Genomic DNA, 23084 nt, shown 5'->3' with positions numbered 1-23084 from the left:
GTGAACACCACCGCGGCCGACCGTCGCGCGCTGGCCTGGCTGCTGCTGGCCGCGCTGCTGGTGCTGGGCGCCGGCATCGGCCTGCGCGACCCCTGGCCGTCGGACGAGCCGCGCTTCGCGCTCGTGGCCAAGACCATGGTCGAAAGCGGCGACTGGCTGTTCCCGCGCCGTGGCAGCGAGCTCTACCCCGACAAGCCGCCGATGCTGATGTGGCTGCAGGCGGCCAGCTACCTGATCGTGCGCGAGTGGCGCGTGGCCTTCCTGTTGCCCTCGCTGCTGGCCGGCCTGGGCACGCTGGTGCTGGTGTGGGACCTGGCCCGACGCCTGTGGAGCCCGCGCGCCGGCCTGCTGGCGGCCATCGGCGTGCTGTCGGCGCTGATGTTCGGCTTCCAGTTCAAGCGCGCCCAGATCGACCCGCTGATCACCTTCGAGATCACCCTGGCCTGCTACGCCCTGGCGCGCCACCTGCTGCTCGGTCCGGCCTGGCGCTGGTACTGGGCCGGCTGCTTCGTCGCCGGCCTGGGCGTGATCACCAAGGGCGTGGGCGTGATCGCGCTGCTGATGCTGCTGCCCTATGTGCTGGCCCGCCGTGCCGGTTGGCCGGGGCTGGCGCGCAAGCAGGGCGACGGCTGGCGCTGGGCGCTGGGTGCGCCGGCGTTCCTGGGCGCCATCGCGCTGTGGCTGGTGCCCATGGCCAGCGTGGCCCTGACGCGCGGGCAGCCGGAATACCTGGACTACATGCGCAACATCCTGTTCGACCAGACGGCACGGCGCTATGCCGGGCAGGTGGGCGGGCACTACGGCAAGGGCTGGTGGTACTTCGGCCCGGTGCTGCTGCTGCATTTCTTCCCGCTGTCGCTGGCCTATGTGGCCGGCGTGCGCGACTGGGCCGCCGGCTGGCGAGAGCGCGATGGCCGGCTGGCAGTGCTGGTGGGCTGGTGCGCGCTGGTGCTGCTGTTCTTCACGCTGGCCGCCGGCAAGCGTGAGGTCTACGTGATGCCGATGCTGCCGATGCTGGCGGTGGCGCTGGCGCCCACGCTGCTGCGCCTGGAGCACGCCGCCTGGCTGCACCGCACGGCGCTGGCGCTGGCGGTGGGTTTCGGGGCCGTGCTGCTGGGCTTGTCAGCCTGGGCGCTGTCGGGCCGCTGGGCACGGCTGCAGGCCACGATGCTGGAGCGCGGCCTGCACGCCGACGAACTGCGCCCCATCTTCATCTGGGTGCTGGTGGCCGGTGCGGCCTTCCTCGTCGCGGCGGCGGTGTTCCGCGCCAGGCGCGGGGTGCCGGCGCTGCTGGCCGGCCTGGGCGCCTTCTGGGTGGTCTGGGGCGTGGGCGTGGCGCCGCTGGCCAATCCCAGCGTCACCTCGGCCGAGGTGATGCAGGCGGCCGACCGCATCGCCGGCCCCGATGGCGAGATCGTCATGGTGGCCTGGAAGGAGCAGAACCTGCTGATGGCACCGCGGCCGATGCACGACTTCGGCTTCCGCAACGAGCCGGCCGAGCAGTTCGAACGCGCGGTGGCCTGGCTGCGCGAGGCGCCGGAGCGGCGCTGGATCTTCGCCCGCCACGTGGCGGTGCAGGCCTGCGTGGACCGCGACCGCGTGACGCTGGCCGGCCACGCCAACCGCTGGCAGTGGTGGATGTTCCAGCTCGACGCCGTCAGGCCGGGCTGTCGGCTGCCGCTGCGCCGGCCGGCCGAGGCCGCGGCCGACGACGAAGGCGACTGAGCGCATCCACCCCGGCCGACAGTGCCCAGCAGACCCAGGCCGACCAGGCCACGTGGCTCACGTAGTGCGCGCCACGCAGCACCTGCGCAGCGCCGAAAAGCGCCCCGAATGCCAGCACGGCCCGGAGCCAGCGCCGGGCCACGGCTGGCCGCACGTCGCGCCACGCAAAGTACAGCGCCAGGAAGCAGAACGCGGCCACGGCGTGGCCCGACGGGAAGCAGTGCCCCGGGCCACCGTCGAGCACACCCCAGGACCAGTGCGACACCCACTGCGCCGAGCCGCCGAACTCGGCCAGATCCCAGGGGCAGCTGGTGGCGCTGGCGCGCTTGAACGCCGGCACGGCCACGAGGTTCAGCAGCACGACGCCGAGCGTGCCCCAGCGGGCGCGTGCGCCCAGCGGATCACCGGATGGGCAGCGCCAGGCGCGCCAGACCAGGCCGGCCAGCAGCACGCCGGCGGCCCAGCGCCCGCCATCGTGCAGCAGGTGGCGCGTGAGCCAGGCGTCCCGCCAGGGGAAGCCGGCGTCGCCACCCACGGCACGGGACACCCAAAGGTCGGCGCCGCTGGCGTCCCAGCACAGCAGCAGCAGCGCCGCGAGCAGCGTGACGGCGAGGTCCCGCCCCCACGCCGGTGGCCGGGGTCCCGGCACGGCCATCGAGACCGTCACGGCCGTGCCGGCGCCTGCTCGCCCGCGGCCTGAGTGCCGGCGGCCCCCGGGGCGCGGCAGCCGGCCGTCAGGTCCCAGTCGGTCTCCAGCGTCGAGGTGCGCACGTCCAGCAGGCCCAGCACGGTGTGGAAGAGGTGGTCGTGCGCCGCCGGCTCGGTGGCGCGCTGACGCAGGCAGGCCAGGTCCAGCCCGGTGCGGCGCACCATGCCGTCGGACCACCACATCACCATGGGCACCTGCGTCTGCTCGTCCGGCGCGATCGCGTAGGGCATGCCGTGCAGGTAGAGGTTCTTCTCGCCCAGCGACTCACCGTGGTCCGACACGAAGAGCATGCTGCTGTCCACCTGCGCCGCATGGGCCTGCAGTGTGGCCACCAGGCTGCCCAGCACGTGGTCGGTGTAGAGCAGCGCGTTGTCGTAGGCGTTGGCGATCTGCTCGGTGCTGCAGTTGCGCAGGTCGTCGTCGTTGCAGGTCGGCTGGAAGCGCGCGAAGGCCGGCGGGTAGCGGCGGAAGTACGACGGCCCGTGGTTGCCCAGCATGTGCAGCACCCACACGTGGGTGCCGCCCTGGCCGGCGATGCGCGCCAGCCGCTCGTCCAGGCCGGACAACAGGCCTTCGTCCAGGCAGCGGCCGCCCTCGCAGAGTCCCGGCGGGTTGAGGCCGGCCACGGTGTCCTGCGGCAGGCCGTCGCACACGCCCTTGCAGCCGGACTGGTTGTCGCGCCAGTGCACGTCCACCCCGGCATGGGCCAGCACGTGCAGCAGTGACTCGCCGCCGCGGATGCGGCCCTCGTCGTAGTCGCGCCGGCCCACCGGCGCGAACATGCAGGGCAGCGAGGTTTCGGTGTTGGTGCCGCAGCTGCTGACCTGCGCAAAGTTCAGCACCGGCAGCCGCGCCAGTTCCGGGGTCGTCTGGCGGGCGTAGCCGGACAACCCCCAGTTCGCGGCCCGCGCGGTCTCGCCCACCACCATCACCAGCACGCGGGGACGCGGGTTGCCGTCGCGCACCAGCACGGCATCGGTGCCCAGCGGCTGCCGCGGCTGGGCCGCACCGCGGGCGTCGCGCGCCAGCACGGCACCGGTGGACCACACCAGGTTGGCCGGCGTGACCAGGTAGCGCATCTCCCTGTGGTTGCGCATCAGCGAGGCGAGCGGCTGGAACATGGCTGCCAGCACCGCGACCACCCCACCGACGGCCAGGGCCACCGCCACGCCGCGCCGCAGGGCCGCCCGGCCCCAGGGACGCGGCTCGATGCGTACGCGCCACAGCAGCGCCAGCGGCAGCCCGGCATACAGCGCCATGTGGGCCAGCAGGCCCCAGGACCACAGCTCGCGCGCCTCGGCCACGTCGGTGCGCAGCACGTTGCGCAGCATGGTCGGGTCCATGTAGACCCCGTAGGCCTGCATGAACCAGGCCGCCGCCGCCGATGCCACCAGCAGCACGGCCACCAGCGGCTTGACGGTCCAGCGGTTGGCCACCAGGGACAGCAGCAGGAAGTGCACGCCGAAGACGAGCGCGGCCAGGCCGGTGCCGAAGGCCCAGGTGGACGGCGCCGACAGGGTGCGACCCTGCAGCGCCGCGCTGAAGAACAGCGGATTGGCCGACAGCAGCCAGAACAGGCTGGACATCGCCACCACCTGCTCCACGGTGGCGCTGAAACGGAAGGGCGCTGCACGGCGCGTGGGAATGCGTTCGCTCACCCATGCATTGCAGGCCACCGCGCTGAAGCACCCCTGAAGGCGGCTGAAGCCGGGCTGAAGCCACGTGGCCGCCCGGAGTGCTACCGTCATGCCCGCGATGCGACTGCTGCTGATCGAGGACGACGACATCCTGGGCGAGGGCCTGGCGGACTACCTGCGCGCCGAGGGGCACGTGGTGGACTGGTGCCGTGACCTCGCCGCTGTCGACGCGCGCCGTGGCGAGCCCTTCGACGCGCTGCTGGTGGACTGGCAGCTGCCCGACGGTTCCGGCCTGCAGTGGCTGCGCCACCGCCGGGCCCGCGGCGACACCACGCCGGCGCTGATGCTGACCGCCCGCGACCGGCTCAGCGAGCGCATCGAAGGCCTCGACAGCGGTGCCGACGACTACCTGGTCAAGCCCTTCGCCCCGGAGGAGCTGTCGGCCCGTCTGCGCGCCGTCAGCCGCCGGCTGGCCGGTGCCGCCGGCGCCCGTCAGCGCTTCGGCGACGTCGAGGTCGACGTCGGTGCCAAGGTGGTGTGGCTGCATGGCGTGCGCACCGAGCTCACGGCCCGCGAGTGGGCGGTGCTGGAGGCGCTGGTGCTGCGCGCCGGGCGCATCGTGCCCAAGACCGATCTCGAGCGCCTGGTGCTCGGCTTCGAGGCCGAGCTGGCCAGCAATGCGCTGGAGGTGCACGTCTCGGCGCTGCGCCGCAAGCTCGGCCGCACGCTGATCGAAACGGTGCGCGGGCTGGGCTACCGGATCGCCGGGTGACGCCGCCGCTGCCCTCGATCGCACGGCGGCTTGCGTGGACGCTGCTGGCCGCGGCGCTGGCGTCCAGCCTGGCCGTGGCCGCAGCCGTGTGGCTGGCGGTGCGGCACGAGGTCGATGAACTGCTGGACGACACGCTGCAGGGGGCGGCCGAGGCGATGCGGCCTCACCTGGCCCACGAGCCTGGCAATCTGCACGCCGGCATCGGGGCGCCGGAACGTGCCAGCGACCGCTATGCGTGGCAGGTGGTCGAGTACGGTGCCGACGCCATGCCCAAGGTGCTGCAGCGCTCGTCGCGGGCGCCGGTGGCGCCGTTGAGCGCGGCCCCCTGCGCCGGCTTTGCCGACCGTGCCGGCTGGCGCGTGTTCGGCACCGCGGTGGGTGTAGACGGGCGCATGCTGTACGTGGCGCAGTCGCGCGAGGAGCAGGTGGAGGCCACGCTCGAAGTGGTGCTCAACGCCGCGCTGGCCACGCTGGCGATCGCACTGCTGTCCCACCTGTGGCTGCGCCTGCGCGTGGCCGGCGAACTGGCCCCGCTGCAACGTCTGGGTGAACGCCTGCGCGGCCACGACCTGCTGGCCCCGGGCGCCACCCTGGGCACGGCGGAGCGGGCCGAGCTGCAGCCGATGCACCAGGCCATCGACCAGCTGGCGCTGCAGCTCGGCCAGCGGCTGGCGCAGGAGCGCGCGTTCAGCGCCCACGCGGCCCATGCGCTGCGCACCCCGCTGGCCGGCATCGACGCCCAGCTGGCCGTGGCGCTGCGCGAGGCCCCGGACGCGCTGCAGCCGCGCTTGCAACGCGTGCGGTCGGCCGCCGGCCGGCTGCAACGCGTGGTGGCGGCGCTGCTGGCGCTGTTCCGCAGCGGCGTGGAGCTGCAGCGCGCGCCGCTGCGCCTGGACGCGCTGCTGGCCCGGCTGCCGGTGGATGGGCTGACGGTCACGGTGGCCCCGGGCGTCGAGACCGACGCCGACGCGGATCTGCTGGCCGCCGCATTGATGAACCTGCTGGACAACGCGTTGCGCCACGGCGCGCACCAGGTGTGGGTGCGTCTGCCGGCGCCGGGCGTCGTCGAGGTGGCCGATGACGGGCCCGGGCTCGACGCCGAGCGGCTGGCGGCGCTGCGCGCGCGCATCGCGTCGGGCGACGCGGGTGGTGCCTCGGGCCTGGGCCTCGTGCTGGCCCACCTGGTGGCGCGTGCGCACGGTGGCCGCCTCGAACTGCCCGACAGCGCGCAGGGCTTCGTCGCCCGGCTGCACCTGACCGCCGAGACCTCGTCGACATGAACGACTCCGCCTTCAAGAGCCGCGGCGGCCTGCGCCGCATCGCCAACGCCGCGCGCTACTCCTGGGCCGGGCTGCGCGCCGCCGTGCGCCACGAGGCGGCCTTCCGGCAGGAGCTGGCGCTGGGCCTGCCGATGATCGTGGTGGCGCTGTTCGCCGCGCCCTCGCGCTGGGCGGCGCTGGCGATGATCGCCAGCGTGCTGTTCGTCTGGATCGTCGAACTGCTGAACTCCGCGGTGGAGGCGCTGGCCGATGCGCTGAGCGTGGAACATCACCCGCTGCTCGGCCGCGCGAAGGACCTGGGCAGTGCGGCGGTGATGCTCAGCCTGCTGCTGGCCGTGGCCACGTGGACGGTGGCGCTGTGGCCCGCCTGACCTGAAGCCGGGCTGAAGTACAGTCCGCCCCATGGGGCAACCGGACCGGCGAGGCCTGCCAACCGGCAGTGGTTCGGCCGCAGCGCGCGACGCCGTCGACACCGCGCTGTGGCGGATGATGTCGTTCTACGACGTGCCGCTGGCCGACCTGGACGCTGCCCGCGCCGCCGACGACGGCTGGTGCCTGCCGCACCTGATGCACGCCGGCTTCCTGCTCAGCCTCACCGAACCGGCCCTGGTGCCCGAGGCCGCCGCGCAGTTGCAGGCGGCCGAGGATCGGTTGCGCCCCGACACCCCGGAGCGCGAGCGTGCCCACCACGCGGCGCTGCAGCAGGTGCTGGAAGGGCGCTGGGCCCAGGCCGGCCGGCTCTGGGATCAGCTGCTGCAGGAACACCCCCGCGACGCGCTGGCGCTGCAGTGGGCCCACCTGTGGGACTTCTACCGCGGCGACGCCTCGCAGCTGCGCGCGCGCCCGGCCCGCGTGCTGCCCGAATGGGAGGCCGGCGACCCGCTGTACCCCTGCGTGCTCGGCCTCTACGCCTTCGGCCTGGAGGAGAACCACGAGTACGCCGCCGCCGAGGACATCGGCCGCCAGGCCTTGGCCGCCGACCCGCGCGTGCCCTGGGCCGTGCACGCCGTGGCCCACGTGATGGAGATGCAGGGCCGCTTCGACGACGGCTCCGCGTGGCTGCGCCAGCAGCAGGGCCAGTGGGCGGAGGGCAACGGCTTCGCGGTGCACCTGTGGTGGCACAAGGCGCTGTTCCGGCTCGAGGCCATGGACCTGGCCGGCGTGCTGCGCCTGGTGGACAAGCACCTCAGCGGTGACGCGCTGCAGGTCACGCTCAACCGCGTGGACGCGGCCGCCATGCTCTGGCGGCTGCACCTGCACGGCACCGACGTGGCCGAGCGCTGCGCCCAGCTGGCCGCTGGCTGGGACCTGGACCCGGCGCACGCCGGTCACTACGCCTTCAACGACCTGCACGCGGTGCTGGCGCTGCTGGCGGCCGACGACGTGGCGCGTGCCGAACACTGGGTGGCGCGCTGCGCCCAGCGTGCGCTGGCCGCCGACGACGTGCGGCGCGACAACCACGCGATGGCGCGCGAGGTCGGCCTGCCGCTGATGCGCGGCATGCTGGCCCTGGCCCGCGGCGACGCCGACGGTGCGGTGGACGCGCTCTACCCCGCGCGCCAGCAGGCGCAGCGTTTCGGCGGCAGCCATGCGCAGCGCGACCTCATCGACCAGACCCTGCTCGCTGCGGCTGCCCGCGGCCAGCGCCGCGCGCTTGGCCGAGCGCTGCTCAACGAACGCCGCATGGCCAAGCCGGCCACGCCGCTCACGCGGCACTGGATCGAGCAGCTGGGCGATGGCGAGATGGCGCGCGCATGAGCCCGCCGGTTCTTCCGTGAACGCCGAAGACAAGCGCGCTCAGCGCCTGCAGCTGCTGGACGACCACATCGGCCAGGCGCTGCGGGCCAGCGAGGCCACCGGCGAACTGCGTGCCGCGCCCAGCTGGGGCAAGCCGCTGGCGGTGGCCGACGGCTGGGACGAGACGCCGGTCGAACTGCGCCAGCCCTACAAGATCCTGAAGGACGCCGGCGTGGTGCCGCCGGAGGTGGAGGTGATGCGCGAGATCACGGCACTCGAACGCGAGCTGGCCGCGACCACGGACGCCGCCATGCAGCGCGCGCTGATGCAGCGCATCGCCGAGAAGCGCCAGCACCTGGCGCTGCGGCTGGAGAAGCTCAGGCACTCCGGCAGCCTGTAGGCCTCATGTGCGTGGCACCGGCCCCGTAGAATCGGGCGCACTCGTCATCGGGGAGTAGCCGCCCTGCCGCCGCAGGGGCCCGCGTCAACAGACTTGGCCTGGATCATCCGGGCCATGGCGCCGGCAGCCGCACAGGCCTGGCCAGACCGCTGACCGCACCGCCGCGCCTCGGGCCCGCGGGGGTGTGGTCATCGGTTGCCTCGGCCCCGGAATCCGTTCCCCGCATGGAAGCCTTCCTCGTCTCCACCGGCATCGTCGCCCTCGGCGAAATGGGCGACAAGACGCAGCTGCTGGCGCTGTTGCTGGCCGCCCGCTTTCGCCGGCCCTGGCCCATCGTCGCCGGCATCCTGGTGGCCACGCTGGCCAACCATGCCGCCGCGGGCCTGGTGGGCGGCTGGATCGCCGCCTGGCTGGGGCCGGACCTGCTGCGCTGGGTGGTCGGCGGTGGCTTCGTCGCGATGGCGGCGTGGATGCTGATCCCCGACAAGGTCGACGACGACGCCACCCCGGACCGCCTGCGCTTCGGTGTCTTCGGCACCACGGTGGTGGCCTTTTTCCTGGCCGAGATGGGCGACAAGACGCAGATCGCCACCGTGGCGCTGGCGGCGCGCTTCAGCGACCTGTGGGCGGTGGTGGCCGGCACCACGCTGGGCATGATGCTGGCCAACGTGCCGGCGGTGTTCCTGGGCGACCGCGTGGCGCGTGCGGTGCCGATGCGCCTGGTGCATGGCGTCAGCGCGCTGATCTTCGCCGTGCTGGGTGCGCTGACGCTGCTGAACGTCGGTCAGCTGTTCTGACGCGGCGTGACCCGCACGCGCAGGCCGCCGAGTGCCGGCGACGTGTCGACGTCGACGAGCAGTCGCTCGCGTTCGGCGATGCGCCGCACGATGGACCAGCCCAGGCCGCTGCCCGCCGCACCACTGGCCGCGGCAGTGTCGGCACGGTAGAAGCGCTGGCCCAGATGTACGCGCGCGTCTGCGTCCAGGCCCGGCCCGCCGTCTTCCACCGTCAGCGTGCCGCCGGCAGCCACGGAAACGCGCACCTCGGCCCCGGGCGGGCTGTAGCGCAGCGCGTTGTCCACCAGGTTGCGCAGCAGCACGCCCAGCAGCGTCTCGTCGGCCGGCACGGGGCAGGCGGCAGGCGATTCCAGCCCCAGGGTCTGCTGGCGCGCCAACGCCGCCGGCGCGAGATCGGCCACGGTGCGGCGCGCCAGGGCGGCCAGGTCGGTCGGCGTGCCATCGGCGCGGGCAGCGGCCGTCGATTCCACCCGCGCCAGCGCCAGCAGCTGCGCCACCAGCCGCGTGGCGCGGTCGCAGCCGGCCAGCACCGACTGCAGCGCGTGCCGGCGTTCGGCGTCGTCCTGCGCCCCCAGGACCACCTGCGCCTGGGCGCGGATGGCGGCGATCGGCGTGCGCAACTCGTGCGCCGCGTCGGCGGTGAAGCGGCGCTCTCCATCGATCAGCGTGGCGATGCGCGTGAACAGGCCGTCCAGCGCATCGAGCATCGGCCGCATCTCGGCCGGCGCATCGGGCGTGCCCACCGGCGACACGTCCCCGGGCACGCGGGCGGCCAGCGTGCGGCCCAGCCGGCGCAGTGGCGCCAGGCCGCCGTGCACGCCCCAGGCCACGGCCAGCGCCAGCACCGGCAGCGCCAGCGCCAGCGGCCACAGCGTGCCGCGCAGCACGGCGCGCAGCACGGCGCCGCGCGCGTGTTCGTGCTCGCCGACGTAGACACGCACGTCCTGTTCCGCACCGCGCGCCACGAACACCCGCCACGGCTCACCGCTGATGCGCACGCGCGCAAAGCCATGGTCGGTGCGCGCGCCGGCGGCCACCATCGGCTGCACCGGCGCGTTGGCCGAGCGGCGCACGAGCCGGTCCTCGTGGAACACCTGGAAGGCCACGCGCGGCGCATAGCGGTGCAGCACCGGCGACTCCGGCACCTCGTCGTCGTCGTCCTCGTGGAAGTCGGCGGCCTGCACCACCAGCAGCGCCGCGGCCTGGGCCAGGTGGCCGTCGAAGAGCTCGTCGAGCTCGTGGCGCACGTCGATCCAGGTGTAGACGGCCGCACCGATCCAGGTGAGGCCAACCAGTGCCATCACCAGCACCAGCAGGCGGCGCGACAGCGACGGCGTGCTCACGCGCCGCCGCCGTCGGCCGACAGCAGGTAACCGACGCCGCGCACGGTCTGGATCAGGCCGGCACCGAGCTTGCGCCGCAGGTGGTGCACGTGCACCTCCACCGCGTTGCTGTCGACCTCGGCGCCCCAGCCGTAGAGCCGCTGTTCCAGCTGTTCGCGGCTGAGCACGCGGCCGGCGTCCAGCATCAGCGCGTGCAGCAGGTCGAACTCGCGCGTGGACAGGCTCACGGGCGCAGCGTCCCGCGTGACCGTGCGCGCCGCCGGGTCCAGCGCCACGCTGCCGGCGTGCAGCGTGGCGTCGGCCTGACCGTGCGCGCGGCGCACCAGGGCGCGCAGGCGGGCGGCCAGCTCGTCCAGGTCCACCGGCTTGACCACGTAGTCGTCGGCGCCCAGGTCCAGGCCGCGGATGCGGTCGGGCACGGCGTCGCGGGCGGTGAGCACCAGCACCGGCAGCGTGACGCCGGCGCGGCGCACGCTGGCCAGCACGTCCAGGCCGTCGCGCCGGGGCAGGCCCAGGTCGAGCACCGCCGCGGCGTAGGGTTCGGCGCGCAGTTCCCGCTCCGCCGCCGCGCCGTCGCGCACCCAGTCCACCTGGCAGCCGGCCTGGCGCAGGCCGGCGCGCAGGGCGTCACCGAGCAGCGGGTCGTCTTCGGCAAGCAGGATGCGCATGCGGTTCAGTCAGTCGTCATCGTCGTCGTGGTCGTGCGTGGCGTGCTGGCCTGCCGTCGCCAGATCGCCCGGCACCGGCGCGGTCTGCCACTGCCAGGCCCAGAAGCCCAGCACGGCCACCAGCATCAGGGCCGCCAGGCTGCGCCAGGCGCTGCGCACACCGTCGGCCGCCGGGCCGGTCTTGAAGCCGGTGACCATGGCGCGCACCAGGTTCTCGCCATGCAGCCGGCTCGACAGCAGCACCGCCGCCACGTGGGCGATGACCACCGCGAGCATGGCGTTGCCGGCGAACTCGTGCACCTCTTCCAGCGCCTCGGGCCCGAGTTCGTTGTAGATCGCGTAGCCGGTGGCCGTGCTGACGATGGTCAAGCCCAGCAGCAGCAGGATGGCCACGGCCCCGGCCGGGTTGTGGCCGACGTGGTGTTCCGGGTGCCCCGCCACCAGCGACTTCAGGTAGCGCCCAATGGCCTGCGGGCCGCGCACGAAGCTGGCAAAACGCGCATGCCGGGTGCCCAGCAGGCCCCACAGCAGCCGGAAGGCCACCAGGCCGGCCATGGTGTAGCCGGCGGTCACGTGCAGCAGCCGCCAGCGCTCGGTCTCGGCCGTGAGGTAGGCGGTGGCGAAGCAGGCCACCATCAGCCAGTGGAAGACGCGTACCGGCGCGTCCCAGACGAGGATGCGCACGGTGCCGGCGGCAGCGGCGGGGCGGGGCCTTTCTCCAGCCTGGCCCGGGAGGTCAGCGGGGGATGCGGATGTCGTGTTCATCGTAGAGACCCTGGTCGGCCTGCCGGTGGCAGGCGCTGCAGTTGGCGGGGCTGCGCACGTCGGCGCGCTGCCAGGTGGAAGCCGGCACCTCGTCGTGCTCACGCACGAACCAGGCGCTGCGGGTGATGCGGTCCTGCGGCGGCGCGGCGCGCTCGCGCTGCACCTTCTTGTAGGTGCCGGCCCGGGCGGCCAGCCAGTCGCCGATGGCCTTCGTGGTGGCGGCGTCCAGCGACGCGTCGATGCCGAAGTGCTTGTCCAGCCCGCCCATCAGGCGCTGCCAGGATTCGGCCGGCAGCAGGGCCGGCGGGTAGGCCACGTGGCAGGCGGCGCAATCGGCCTTGTAGGCGGCGGAGAGCTCCTGCCGTGGCAGGTCGGCACGCGCCGAGACCGCGGCCAGCAGCAGCGCCGCGCCCATCAGCGGGATCATCCAACGCGTCATGGCTTGACCTCCATCAGCCAGGCCAGCACGTCGGCCTTCTCGGCGGCCGAGCACTCGCGGCTGAGCACGTCCTTGCAGTTGCGGCGGAACCACTTCTCCACTTTGGCCGCGTCGGTGAAGCGCTGGGCGTTGGCCGCAGGCGCCAGCGGCTCGATGGGCTTGCCGGTGCTGGCGTGGCGGCCGGTGCCCACCGGCTGGTGGCCGTGGCAGCTGCCGCAGGCCCACTCGCCGCCGTGGCGCTGGGTGAAGAAGGCCTGGCCGCGGGTGGCGGAAGGCGCCTCGCCGGCCTGCGCCTGGTAGCCGGCCAGCAGGTCTGCCGGGGTGGCGGCCGAAGCCAGGCCGACCAGGCCCGCCAGGGCCACCGCAAGCCCTGCGGTGCGGAGGGAAAGGGTGCGTGGTATGTCCATGCGCCGCATCGTCGCGGCGCCGGCTTAGGGCCGTCTTAAGGCCGCTGCGCGCCGGCCGTGTTGACCAGCACGCGGCCCCAGCGCGCGGGCAGGGTCACGGTCAGCCGGCCATCGACGGCGTCGTGCCGCGAGCCGTCCAGCCGGTCCTCGAAGACCTGCGGGCTGCCGGCCGGCAGCGTCAGCGTCACGGTGCGTGGCTCGGCCGCGTTGTTGGTCGCGGTGACGGCGAAGGTGTCGCCCAGCCGGCGCGGCCAGGCCATCACCTGGGCGTCAACGTGCAGCGGCGCGCCGAGTTCGCCCCGGCGCAGCACCGGCAGCGCATGGCGCAGCGCGATCAGGCGGCGGAACTCGGCGTGCATCGCCTCGTCGGGCCGGCCGCCGAGGTCGGCCCAGGGGAAGGGGCGGCGGTTGTCGGGGTCGTCGCCACCGCCCAGGCCCACCTCGTCGCCGTAGTACACGGCCGGCGCGCCGGGCCAGGTCATCTGCAGCAGCAGGGCCACGCGGTAGCGGGCTTTGGCCTCGGCGGCCTGTTCGGCGTCGGCATCGTCGTGCCAGCCCAGCACGTGCAGGCTGCGCGCCTGGTCGTGGCTGGACAGCAGGTTCATCAGCGCGTGCAGGGCCTGCGGCGGGTAGTGCTCGCGCATCAGTTCCAGGTTGCCGACGAGCTGTCTCGCATCACCACCGGCGGCATAGGCCAGCGCGGTGTTGCGGAAGATGTAGTTCATCGTCGAGTCGAAGCTGTCGCCGAGGAAGTACTTGGCGGCGTCGAACCAGGTCTCGGCAATCGTGATGGCATCGGGCCGGTGGGCCTTGAGGGCGGCGCGCCACTCGCGCCAGAAGTCATCCGGTACCCAGGGCGCGACGTCCATGCGCCACCCGGCGGCGCCGGCGTCCAGCCAGCGCTTCGTCACCGAGTCCGGCGCACGGTAGGCGAAGTCGCGCCAGGCGGGCGAGGCCTTGTCGAGTTCCGGCAGGTCGGTCACGCCCACCCAGCCGGTGAAGCGCTTGTCGGGGTCGACCTGCGTGGGGTCGAAGCGGTACCAGGAGGCGTAGGGCGAATCGGCGCGGATCACGCTGCCGCTGTAGGCGCCCTGGCCGCCGAAGTTGCCGTAGCGGTCGAAGTAGCGCGAGTCGGCACCGGTGTGGTTGAGGCTGGTGTCGACGACGACGCGGATGCCGCGCCGGGCGGCCTCGCGCGTCAGGCGCGTGAAGTCCGCGTTCGTGCCGAAGGCGGGGTCGATGCGGTGGTAGTCGGCGGTGTCGTACTTGTGGTTGCTGGCGGCCTGGAAGACCGGGGTCAGGTAGAGCACGTTGGCGCCCAGGGCCTGGACGTGGTCGAGCTTGTCGATCAGGCCCTGGAGGTCGCCACCGAAGAAGTCGTTGTTGTGCCGCGCGTCGGAGCCGTCGCCGCTGCCGGGGCGGAACGGCTTGTCCAGCCAGTTGGCGTGCTTCTCCACCGTGCCGCGGTGGGATCGGTCGCGGCCGGGCACGGGGTCGTTGGCCGGGTTGCCGTTGCGAAAGCGCTCGGGGAAGACGTAGTAGTAGACGGCGTCGGCCGCCCAGTCGGGCACGCGGAAGTCCGGCGCGTGGATGGTCTGGCGGAAGCGGCGGATCACGCGCGGCGAGGCGGGCAACGCCGTCACCTCGGCACGGCCGCTGCTGCCCTTCTCGCGCGTCCAGAAGATGGGGGCGGCGTTGTTCTGCAGCGCGAACACGCGGGTGCCGATGCGGGCCTCGAACCAGTAGCCCCAGATGCCGACGGCGTCGAAGCGGTGGCTTGCGGTCCAGCGCGTGCCGTCGGCCTCGCGGGTCATCGCCACCCGGGCCGCCTCGGTGTACTCGAGCACCTCCTGGTTGCCCTCGTGCCGGCGGCGCTCGATCACCAGGGTCAGCGCGTCCACGCCAGCCGGTGCCGTCACGGCGTAGTCGAAGGCCGTGCCCGCAGGCTGGGCGCCGAAGGGCCGCTTGTGCACCGGGTTGCGCGAGTCGAAGCGCAAGCCCAGCGCCACCGGGTCGTCCACCGCGGCGGCCTGCGGGTCGGCGAAGCGGCGCGGGCCGATCTCCACGCGGTGGCGGCCGTCGGGCTCGAAGCTCAGGCGCAGCGTGTGCGCCCCGCGGAACTCGCCGACGTGGTTGCCCAGCCCGACGCCGAAGCTGGTGCGCGGCGTCCAGGCGGCGTCGGCGAGCTTGAACTCGTGGCGGCCCTGCAGCGTGAGGTTCAGGTAGTAGGCGTCGCAGTGGTACTGCAGCGCGTTGTCGTCCAGCGCGGCCCAGTTGTTCATCGTGCCGCGCAGGAACAGCACCGTGTCGCCGAAGGGTGCCGGGCCGGGGCAGGCCTCGATGCGCAGCCGCGTGCGCGCCGGGTCCACCGTGAAGCGGTAGTGGCCGGGCTCGAAGCGGCGCTGCATCTCGGTGCCGCGCAGCGCCAGCGCCTCGGGCGTGCCGCCCAGATCGGCATCGGCGCTCCAGCCTTCGTCGGCCACCTTGAAGCGGTGCTCGCCCTGCAACGGGGTGACCAGCTCGAAGCGGTCGCAGGCCCAGACGAAGCGCTGCGCGTCTGCCGCGTTCCAGCTGTTGAACGTGCCGCGCAGGTAGAGCTCGCGCCCGTCCAGCGGGTGGGCGCAATCGGCCGCGGAAGCGACGGCGGGCAGGCCCGCGAGCAGCAGCGCGGCGAACGCCGCCCTCATCCCTTGACGCCGCCTGCGGTGAGGCCGGAGACGATCCAGCGCTGCGCGAGCAGGAACACCAGCGTGATCGGCAGGCCCGACAGCACGGCCGCCGCGGCAAAGTCGCCCCACAGGTAGCGCTGGTCGTAGAGGAAGAACTTGGAGCCCACGGCCAGCGTGAGGTTGGGCTCCTCGCGCAGCAGGATGCTGGCCACGGGGTACTCGATGATCACGCCGATGAAGGCGAGCACGAACACCACCATCAGGATGGGCACGGCCATCGGCAGCAGCACGTGGCGGAAGGCCTGCCAGGGCGTTGCGCCGTCGACCTTGGCGCTTTCCTCGATCTCGGCCGGGACGGTGTCGTAGTAGCCCTTGATGGTCCAGATGTGCGTGGCCACGCCGCCCAGGTACGCCACGATGAGCCCGGCGTGCGTCTCCACGCCCAGCCACGGGATGGTGCGGCCGATGCCCTCGAAGATGGCGTAGATGGCCACCAGCGCCACCGCCACCGGGAACATCTGCAGCACGAGCATGCTGTTGAGGATGAGCCCCTTGTGCGCGAACCGCATGCGCGCGAAGGCATAGGCCGCGGTGGCACTGAGGGTGACGATGAGCGCTGCGGAGACGAAGGCGATCTTCACCGAGTTCCACAGCCACAGCAGCACCGGGAACGGCGGCTGCACCAGGTTGCCCTGGGCGTCCACGGTGGGGATGCCCAGCGCGAGCTTCCAGTGCTCGAGGCTGATCTCGCTCGGGATCAGGCTGCCGGTGGCGAAGTTGCCCGGCCGCAGCGAGATGCTGACCACGGCCAGCAATGGAAACAAAGTGAGCGCGAGCAGTGCCCACAACGCGGCATGCAGCGCCCAGACGCGCCATTGATGCTTCCTGCCGGTGACGATGGCCATGTCAGCGGACTCCTCTTCGAGCGTCCTCTTCCGACCCGGAGCGGACGTTGGACCTATGTCCGTTTGCATTGGCGCGGGCCACGGAGGGCGGGTCTGGCCTGGCGCTCCTGTCCCCCGGCTCGCGCAGGGCGCTCGCCTCCTCCTTTACCTCGCGCCAGGCCAGACCCGCCCTCCGCGGCCGGACACAGCGAAGCGGTCGGCCGGCAGGCCGACTCGTCCATCTGGCTGGAGTCCCCCTCTCGGAGGGGGGCTGGCGGGGAGCCGTCGCACATGCTGGAGCCCCTTCTTGGAGGGGGCTCGGGGGAGCCCACGGAAATCGGGTCGCCAGACCCAAAGGAGCCGAAGGCGAGTTTGGGTCGATCGCAGACACTCAGGGCTGGTACACCGTGAAGCCATGATCAGCGACGCCGACCTCCACGCCCTGCGCGAAGCCCGCCATCCCGACCCGTTTGGGGTGCTGGGCATGCACACCGATGCCCAGCGGCATCTGTGGGTACGCGCCTGGCTGCCAGGCGCCACCCAGGTCGACGTCGTCGAGACGAAGACCGGCCGCACGCTGGCCGAGCTGGACCGTCGCCACGAGGACGGCCTCTTCGAAGGCGTGGTGCCGCGCCGGCGCACGCCCTTCGACTACCGGCTCGGCGTCACCTGGGCTGCCGGCCACACGCAGCGCCTGGCCGACCCCTACCGCATCGGAACACTGATCGCCGACGCCGACCTGCACTACCTGATGGAGGGCACGCATCTGCGGCCCTTCGAGGTGCTGGGTGCGCACCCGCTGACGCTGGGTGAAGGCGTCTACGCCGTCGACGGCGTGCGCTTCGCCGTCTGGGCGCCCAACGCCGCGCGCGTCAGCGTCGTCGGCGACTTCAACGGCTGGGACGGCCGCCGCCACCCCATGCGCACGCGAGGCGCCAGCGGCGTGTGGGAACTGTTCGTGCCGCACGCCACCCCGGGTGACCGCTACAAGTTCGAGATCCGCACGCCCGACGGTGCCGTGCTGCCACTCAAGGGCGACCCCTACGCCCGTGCCGCGCAGAACCGGCCCGAGACCGCCAGCGTCGTGGCCAGGCCCCTGCCGCCGCCCCAACCGCTCCCGCCAGGTCGCGCCGAGGCCAACGCACGCCAGGCGCCGGTCAGCATCTACGAGGTGCATCTGGGCTCCTGGCGGCGCCACCCCGACGGCTCGTTCCACGACTGGGACACGCTGGCCGCCACGCTGCCGGCCTATGCCGCTGATCTGGGCTTCACGCACCTGGAGCTGCTGCCGGTCACCGAACATCCCTTCGACGGCAGCTGGGGCTACCAGACGCTGGGGCTCTACGCGCCCACCTCGCGCTTCGGCGACGCGGCCGGCTTCGCGCGCTTTGTGCAGGCCTGCCGGGCCGCCGGCGTCGGCCTGATCCTGGACTGGGTGCCGGCGCACTTTCCGTCCGATGCCCATGGCCTGGCGAAGTTCGACGGCACACCGCTGTACGAGTACGCCGACCCGCGCGAGGGTTTCCACCGCGACTGGAACACCCTGATCTACAACTTCGGCCGGCACGAGGTGCGCAACTTCCTGGCCGGCAGTGCGCTGTACTGGTGCGAGCGCATGGGCGCCGACGGGCTGCGCGTGGACGCCGTGGCGTCCATGCTCTACCGCGACTATTCGCGCAAAGCCGGCGAGTGGATCCCCAACGTGCACGGCGGGCGCGAGAACCTCGAGGCCATCGCGCTGCTGCGCCGTGTCAACGAGGTGCTGGGCAGCGAGTGCCCCGGCGCCATCACGCTGGCCGAGGAGAGCACCGCCTTCCCCGGCGTGTCCGCGCCCACGTACCTGGGGGGCCTGGGCTTCCACTACAAGTGGAACATGGGCTGGATGCACGACACGCTGAAGTACATGGCCGAGGATCCGGTGCACCGTCCCTGGCACCACGACCGCATGACCTTCGGCCTGGTCTACGCCTTCAGCGAGAACTTCGTGCTGCCGCTCTCGCACGACGAGGTGGTGCACGGCAAGGGCTCTCTCCTGGGCAAGATGCCGGGCGACGAGTGGCAGCGCTTTGCCAACCTGCGCGCCTACTACGGCTTCATGTGGGGTCACCCGGGCAAGAAGCTGCTGTTCATGGGCCAGGAATGGGGCCAGCGCAGCGAGTGGAACCACGACGTCGAACTGCCCTGGGGTGACCTTCAGCAGCCCGCGCATGCCGGTGTGCAGCAGCTGGTGCGCGACCTCAACCGGCTCTACCGCGAGCAGCCTGCGCTGCACCGGCTGGACTGCGACGGACACGGTTTCGAGTGGCTGGCGGCCGACGAGCGCGCGCTGTCGGTGTACGCCTGGCTGCGCCAGGACGAGGCCGGCCGCCCGGTGATCGTGGTCTGCAACATGACGCCGGTGCCGCGGCACGGCTTCCGCCTCGGTGTACCGGAGGGCGCGCTGCAGTGGCGTGAACTGCTGAACACGGATTCCGCCTTCTACGGCGGCAGCAACCTGGGCAACGGTGGTGTGGTCGACGTGCAGCCGGTGCAGGCGCATGGGCGGGCGCAGTCGCTGGCCCTGACGCTGCCGCCGCTGGCCACCCTGTTCCTGGCCCCCGCATGATGCCCCTGCCAGAGACGTTTCCCGACACCCTGGACGAAGGCCGCCACGAGCCCTTCGGTGCCGTGGCGCGCGACGGCGGCGTGAACGTCGTCGTCTTCAGCGAACACGCCACGCGCATCGAACTCTGCCTGTTCAGCGCCGATGGCCACACCGAACTGAAGCGGCTGGCCCTGCACGGCCCGCACGACGGCGTCTTCCACGGCTTCCTCCCGGGCGCCGGGCCGGGCCTGGTCTACGGCCTGCGTGCGCATGGTCCCTATGCACCCGAGCAGGGCCACCGCTTCAACCCGCACAAGCTGCTGCTGGACCCGTGGGCGCGCGAGATCGTCGGCACCCACGTCTGGCGGCCGGAGCACCACGGCTACGAACCCGGCCACCCGGACAACGCCAGCAGCTTCGATGCCCGCGACAACGCCGCCTGGGCGCTGAAGGCGCGGGTGGCCGCGCCGCTGCCGCCGCCGGCCAGCACGCCGCCGCGCCACGCGGTGTCCGACCTGGTGCTGCTGGAGCTGCACGTCAAGGGCTTCACGATGCAGCACCCGGAGATCCCGGAGGCGCTGCGCGGCACCTACGCGGGCCTGGCGCACCCGGCGGCCATCGCGCACTTCCAGGCGCTGGGCGTCACCACGCTGTCGCTGCTGCCGGTGTTCTACGCGCTGGACGAGCCGGCGCTGGCCGCGCGCGGTGCCGTCAACCACTGGGGCTACAACACGCTGGGCTTCTTCTGCCCCAGCCCGCGCTACGCCGCTTGCGCCCGCTCGGGTGACGTCGACCCCGCCGCGGTGGCCGCCGAGTTCCGCCAGATGGTCGACACGCTGCACGCCCACGGCCTGGAGGTGGTGCTCGACGTGGTCTACAACCACACGCCCGAAGGCGACGAACACGGCACCACGCTCAGCTGGCGCGGGCTGGACCACGCCAGCTGGTACCGGCTGGCGCCCGACAACCGCGGTCGCTGCGAGAACCTCACCGGCTGCGGCAACACGCTCAACGTGGCGCACCCGCGGGTGACGCAGTTCGTGCTCGACTCGCTGCGCCACTGGGTCGAAGCCTATGGCGTGGACGGTTTCCGCTTCGATCTCGCGCCGGTGCTCGGCCGCACCGCGCATGGCTTCGACCCCAACGCCGCCTTCTTCACCGCGCTGCGGCAGGACCCTGTGCTGGCCCGCGTGCACCTGATCGCCGAGCCCTGGGACGCGGCCTACGACGGCTACCAGGTGGGCCGCTTCCCGGGCCGCTTCCTGGAATGGAACGACCAGTTCCGCGACACCGTGCGCCGCTACTGGCTGCAGCGCGGCGTGCACCGGGGTGACTTCGCGCGCCGCTTCACCGCCAGCAGCGACCTCTTTCACCACGGCCAGCGCCGGCCCAGCGCCTCGGTCAACTTCATCGCCGTGCACGACGGCTTCACGCTGGCCGACCTGACCAGCTACAGCCGCAAGCACAACGAGGCCAACGGCGAGCACAACCGCGACGGCCGCGACGGCGAACCGGCGGCCAGCTTCGGCGTCGAAGGGCCCACCGCCGACCCGGCGATCCGACTGCGCCGCGACCGCGTGCGCCGCGCCATGCTGGCCACGCTGGCCTTCGCCCAGGGCACACCCATGTTCTGCGCCGGCGACGAGATCGCCAACAGCCAGGGCGGCAACAACAACGCCTACAACCAGGACAACCCCACCGGCTGGCTGGACTGGGCGAACGCCGATGCCGACCTGCGCGCCTTCGCCGCGCGCTGCATCGCGCTGCGCCGTGCGCTGCCGGCGCTGCACCACGACCGCTGGTACGCGCCCGGCCCCTGCAGCGGCGACGACTGCGCCATCGTCTGGCTGCGTCCCGGCGGCCGGCCGATGATCGACGGCGACTGGCACAGCCCGCACGAACACGCCTTCGCCTGCCAGATCAGCCCCGGCCAGGGCCACCGCGTGCTGCTGCTCTTCAACCCGGAAGACCAGCCGACGCCGTTCACGCTGCCGGCCTACCGCTGGACCCTGGCGCTGGACAGCAGCGGCGAACTGCCCGCCGGCGAGCCACCGGCGCACACACCGCTGGTGGTGCCGCCGTGGACGGTGGTGCTGCTGCACGACACCGACTGACCCACCCCCTCATCCGCCTCGCGAGCCACGATGGATCTGAACCAACGCGCCAGCGGCGTGCTGCTGCACGTCACCTCCCTGCCCGGCCCTCACGGCATCGGCGACTTCGGCCCCGGCGCCTACCACTTCGCTGACTGGCTGGCCGGCGCCGGCCAGCGCCTGTGGCAGTGGTTGCCCACCACGCCCATCGGCCCGGGCGATTCGCCCTACCAGAGCGTCTCCGCCTTCGCCGGCAGCCCGCTGATGGTGGCGCTGGAACCGCTGGTGGAGAAGGGCTGGCTGCCCGAGCCCACGCTGCCGGAGGGCGGCTTCGACCCGCAGCGCGTGGACTTCGGCCGTGTCGTGCCCTGGCGCATGGCGCAGCTGCGTGCGGCCTACGCCGGCTTTGGTGCCGGCGCCAGCGACGCCGACCGTGCCGCGCTGGCCAACTACGCCGCCGAGCAGGCCGGCTGGCTGGACGACTACGCCCTGTTCATGGCGCTGGAAACCGCCCACGGCGGCCAGCCCTGGTGGCAGTGGGCACCTCCGCTGGCGTCGCGCAAGGCTGCGGCCATGAAGCAGGCGCGTGCCGAACACGCCGCCGAGATCGGCTTTTGGCAGTGGGTGCAGTGGTGCTTCGACACCCAGGCGGCGCTGCTCAAGGCCTACTGCAACACCCGGGGCATCCACCTGATGGGCGACCTGCCCATCTTCATCGCCCACCACAGCGCCGACTGCTGGAGCCGGCCCGACCTGTACCTGCTGGACAAGGACTTCCAGCCGAAGGTTGTCGCCGGTGTGCCGCCCGACGACCTGGGACCGCTGGGCCAGCGCTGGGGCAACCCGCTGTACCGCTGGGACCGCATGAAGAAGGAAGGCTACGCTTGGTGGACGGCGCGCGTGAAGCGCATGCTGCACCAGGCCGACGTGTTCCGCATCGACCACTTCCGCGGCTTTGCCGGCTACTGGGAGATCCCGGCCGATAGCCCCACGGCGCAGCAGGGCCGCTGGCTCAAGGGCCCGGGGCAGGCGCTGTTCGACGCCATCGCCGCCGAACTGGGCACGCTGCCCATCGTCGCCGAGGACCTGGGCTACATCACGCCCGACGTGCACGCGCTGCGCCAGGGCTGCGGCTACCCGGGCATGAAGATCCTGCAGTTCGCCTTCGGCGGCGGCGGCGACCACGAGTTCCTGCCGCACATGTACGAGCGCGCCACCGTGGTCTACACCGGCACCCACGACAACGACACCGCCCTGGGCTGGTGGCGCAGCGCCAAGGACCAGGAACGCCGCTTCGCCGGCACCTACCTGGCCTGCGGCGAGCACGACGTGCACTGGGCCATGATCCGCGCCGCGCTGAACTCGGTGGCCAACCTGGCCGTCTTCCCGCTGCAGGACGTACTGGGCCTGGGCAGCGATCAGCGCATGAACACGCCGGGCACGCTGGGTGGCCCGAATTGGACCTGGCGCTTCGGCTGGGACCAGGTCGGTCCGGAGCCTGGGCGCGTGCTGGGGCTGCTGACGGCGGCGAGCGGCCGTGGCCCGTTCGCGCCCATCGGCGTGGCGCCGCCGCCGGCGGAGCCGCCCACGTACTGAGCGGCCGCCCGGCACCCGCCGGGCAGCGGGGCTCAGTCGACCAGGTGCACCTCGACGCGACGCGCCTGCGGGTCGTCGGCGCTGCCGCCGTCGGTGGACGCCGGCTTGCGCAGTTGCAGGCGCTCGCGCGCCACGCCGGCGCCGACGAGCGCATCACGCACCGCGATCGCGCGCTGCTTGGCCAGGTCGTGGTTCATCTGCGGGTCGCCGCTGGCGTCGTGGAAGCCGGAGATCACCAGCCGGCGCGCCGGCGCGGCATCGGCCGCACCGCGGATGGCCGCCAGCACCGCCGGCCCGTCGGCCTGCGTGAGCCCCGACTGGCCGACCTCAAAGTACAGCGTGCCGGCCAGGTCGCCGGCCAGCGGCACGTCGAGCAGCGCGTCCAGGTCCACCGCGGCGGCCGGGGCCGCGGCGGAAGCCAGCGGCGCAGCGGCTGGCTTGATTTGCCGGATCGCCAGGCCGCCCAGCAGGCCGAAGAGCACGAAGGCCACGACCCCCAGGGCCACCCAGACGCCGGTGCGGGCGCCATCATCCAGTTCGTCGAACATCAGGATCTCCTTGAAAGCGAATGCAGGTGGT

General features: G+C 72.8%; 19 protein-coding genes, 1 pseudogene and 1 riboswitch. Of the genes and pseudogenes, 10 read left to right on the top strand and 10 right to left on the bottom strand.

Annotated features, from left to right (window positions below; genetic code table 11):
• Nucleotides 1-1725, top strand: coding sequence for an ArnT family glycosyltransferase (locus ENE75_RS11880; protein WP_128198516.1), 1725 nt, complete (start codon nucleotides 1-3; stop codon nucleotides 1723-1725).
• Here the strand turns inward: ENE75_RS11880 and ENE75_RS11875 are convergent.
• Both ENE75_RS11875 and ENE75_RS11870 read right to left on the bottom strand, forming a co-directional pair.
• Nucleotides 1658-2392 carry a phosphatase PAP2 family protein gene (locus ENE75_RS11875; RefSeq protein WP_233259037.1) on the bottom strand — a complete coding sequence of 245 codons (735 nt, stop codon included), beginning with the start codon at nucleotides 2390-2392 and terminating at the stop codon, nucleotides 1658-1660. The two genes, ENE75_RS11880 and ENE75_RS11875, sit on opposite strands and share 68 nt — an antisense overlap.
• The gene (locus ENE75_RS11870; RefSeq protein ID WP_128198515.1) at nucleotides 2389-4182 is read right to left on the bottom strand and encodes a phosphoethanolamine transferase; all 1794 of its coding nucleotides are present in this window, start codon (nucleotides 4180-4182) and stop codon (nucleotides 2389-2391) included. The genes ENE75_RS11875 and ENE75_RS11870 overlap by 4 nt, the downstream gene beginning before the upstream one ends.
• A gap of 7 nt (nucleotides 4183-4189) precedes the next feature.
• Between ENE75_RS11870 and ENE75_RS11865 the strand changes: the two genes are divergently transcribed.
• From ENE75_RS11865 to ENE75_RS11840, 6 genes are all read left to right on the top strand, one after another.
• Nucleotides 4190-4843: a response regulator transcription factor gene (locus ENE75_RS11865; RefSeq protein WP_128198760.1), complete on the top strand. Its 654-nt coding sequence runs from the start codon at nucleotides 4190-4192 to the stop codon at nucleotides 4841-4843.
• On the top strand, nucleotides 4840-6123 hold the full coding sequence (locus ENE75_RS11860; protein WP_128198514.1) for a sensor histidine kinase: 1284 nt from the start codon (nucleotides 4840-4842) through the stop codon (nucleotides 6121-6123). Before ENE75_RS11865 ends, ENE75_RS11860 begins: the two co-directional genes overlap by 4 nt.
• A complete protein-coding gene (locus ENE75_RS11855; RefSeq protein ID WP_128198513.1) occupies nucleotides 6120-6494 on the top strand; it encodes a diacylglycerol kinase in 375 nt (124 codons plus the stop codon). Before ENE75_RS11860 ends, ENE75_RS11855 begins: the two co-directional genes overlap by 4 nt.
• A gap of 31 nt (nucleotides 6495-6525) precedes the next feature.
• Nucleotides 6526-7881, top strand: a complete 1356-nt coding sequence (locus tag ENE75_RS11850; protein ID WP_128198512.1) for a tetratricopeptide repeat protein — start codon at nucleotides 6526-6528, stop codon at nucleotides 7879-7881.
• A gap of 16 nt (nucleotides 7882-7897) precedes the next feature.
• Complete coding sequence (locus tag ENE75_RS11845; protein WP_233259036.1) at nucleotides 7898-8260, top strand: DnaJ family domain-containing protein; 363 nt, start codon at nucleotides 7898-7900, stop codon at nucleotides 8258-8260.
• Between the two features lie 37 nt (nucleotides 8261-8297).
• Nucleotides 8298-8474: riboswitch (yybP-ykoY riboswitch) on the top strand.
• 10 nt (nucleotides 8475-8484) lie between these two features.
• Nucleotides 8485-9057, top strand: coding sequence for a TMEM165/GDT1 family protein (locus ENE75_RS11840; protein ID WP_128198510.1), 573 nt, complete (start codon nucleotides 8485-8487; stop codon nucleotides 9055-9057).
• On the opposite strand, the gene ENE75_RS11835 is transcribed toward ENE75_RS11840, so the two are convergent.
• Genes ENE75_RS11835 through malG form a run of 7 tightly spaced genes read right to left on the bottom strand, consistent with a single transcriptional unit; the run spans nucleotide 9045 to nucleotide 16253 of the window.
• Complete coding sequence (locus tag ENE75_RS11835) at nucleotides 9045-10400, bottom strand: ATP-binding protein (protein ID WP_128198509.1); 1356 nt, start codon at nucleotides 10398-10400, stop codon at nucleotides 9045-9047. The genes ENE75_RS11840 and ENE75_RS11835 overlap by 13 nt on opposite strands.
• Entirely contained in the window at nucleotides 10397-11068 is a 672-nt protein-coding gene (locus tag ENE75_RS11830) for a response regulator (RefSeq protein WP_128198508.1), read from the bottom strand. Before ENE75_RS11830 ends, ENE75_RS11835 begins: the two co-directional genes overlap by 4 nt.
• Nucleotides 11069-11077: 9 nt before the next feature.
• Nucleotides 11078-11833, bottom strand: coding sequence for a cytochrome b/b6 domain-containing protein (locus ENE75_RS11825; RefSeq protein WP_128198507.1), 756 nt, complete (start codon nucleotides 11831-11833; stop codon nucleotides 11078-11080).
• A complete protein-coding gene (locus tag ENE75_RS11820) occupies nucleotides 11805-12272 on the bottom strand; it encodes a diheme cytochrome c (protein ID WP_128198506.1) in 468 nt (155 codons plus the stop codon). Before ENE75_RS11820 ends, ENE75_RS11825 begins: the two co-directional genes overlap by 29 nt.
• Nucleotides 12269-12688: a DUF1924 domain-containing protein gene (locus ENE75_RS11815; RefSeq protein WP_375138486.1), complete on the bottom strand. Its 420-nt coding sequence runs from the start codon at nucleotides 12686-12688 to the stop codon at nucleotides 12269-12271. Before ENE75_RS11815 ends, ENE75_RS11820 begins: the two co-directional genes overlap by 4 nt.
• A gap of 26 nt (nucleotides 12689-12714) precedes the next feature.
• Nucleotides 12715-15366, bottom strand: a complete 2652-nt coding sequence (locus ENE75_RS11810) for a glycoside hydrolase family 13 protein (RefSeq protein WP_128198504.1) — start codon at nucleotides 15364-15366, stop codon at nucleotides 12715-12717.
• Nucleotides 15363-16253 carry a maltose ABC transporter permease MalG gene (gene malG, locus ENE75_RS11805; RefSeq protein WP_128198503.1) on the bottom strand — a complete coding sequence of 297 codons (891 nt, stop codon included), beginning with the start codon at nucleotides 16251-16253 and terminating at the stop codon, nucleotides 15363-15365. Before malG ends, ENE75_RS11810 begins: the two co-directional genes overlap by 4 nt.
• 394 nt (nucleotides 16254-16647) lie before the next feature.
• Between malG and glgB the strand changes: the two genes are divergently transcribed.
• The 3 genes and pseudogenes from glgB to malQ all read left to right on the top strand — a co-directional run.
• The gene (glgB, locus tag ENE75_RS11800; RefSeq protein WP_128198502.1) at nucleotides 16648-18837 is read left to right on the top strand and encodes a 1,4-alpha-glucan branching protein GlgB; all 2190 of its coding nucleotides are present in this window, start codon (nucleotides 16648-16650) and stop codon (nucleotides 18835-18837) included.
• Complete coding sequence (gene glgX / locus ENE75_RS11795; RefSeq protein ID WP_128198501.1) at nucleotides 18834-20930, top strand: glycogen debranching protein GlgX; 2097 nt, start codon at nucleotides 18834-18836, stop codon at nucleotides 20928-20930. The genes glgB and glgX overlap by 4 nt, the downstream gene beginning before the upstream one ends.
• A gap of 18 nt (nucleotides 20931-20948) precedes the next feature.
• Nucleotides 20949-22505, top strand: a pseudogene (malQ, locus tag ENE75_RS11790) (4-alpha-glucanotransferase); the annotation flags it as partial.
• A gap of 32 nt (nucleotides 22506-22537) precedes the next feature.
• Here malQ and ENE75_RS11785 read toward each other — a convergent pair.
• Nucleotides 22538-23053: an OmpA family protein gene (locus ENE75_RS11785; RefSeq protein WP_128198499.1), complete on the bottom strand. Its 516-nt coding sequence runs from the start codon at nucleotides 23051-23053 to the stop codon at nucleotides 22538-22540.
• Nucleotides 23054-23084: the final 31 nt, after the last annotated feature.

Source organism: Rubrivivax albus (genome assembly GCF_004016515.1).
Taxonomy (GTDB): domain Bacteria; phylum Pseudomonadota; class Gammaproteobacteria; order Burkholderiales; family Burkholderiaceae_C; genus Rubrivivax; species Rubrivivax albus.
The sequence above is the reverse complement of the archived record's forward strand: the minus strand, read 5'-3'. Positions and strand labels throughout refer to the sequence as shown.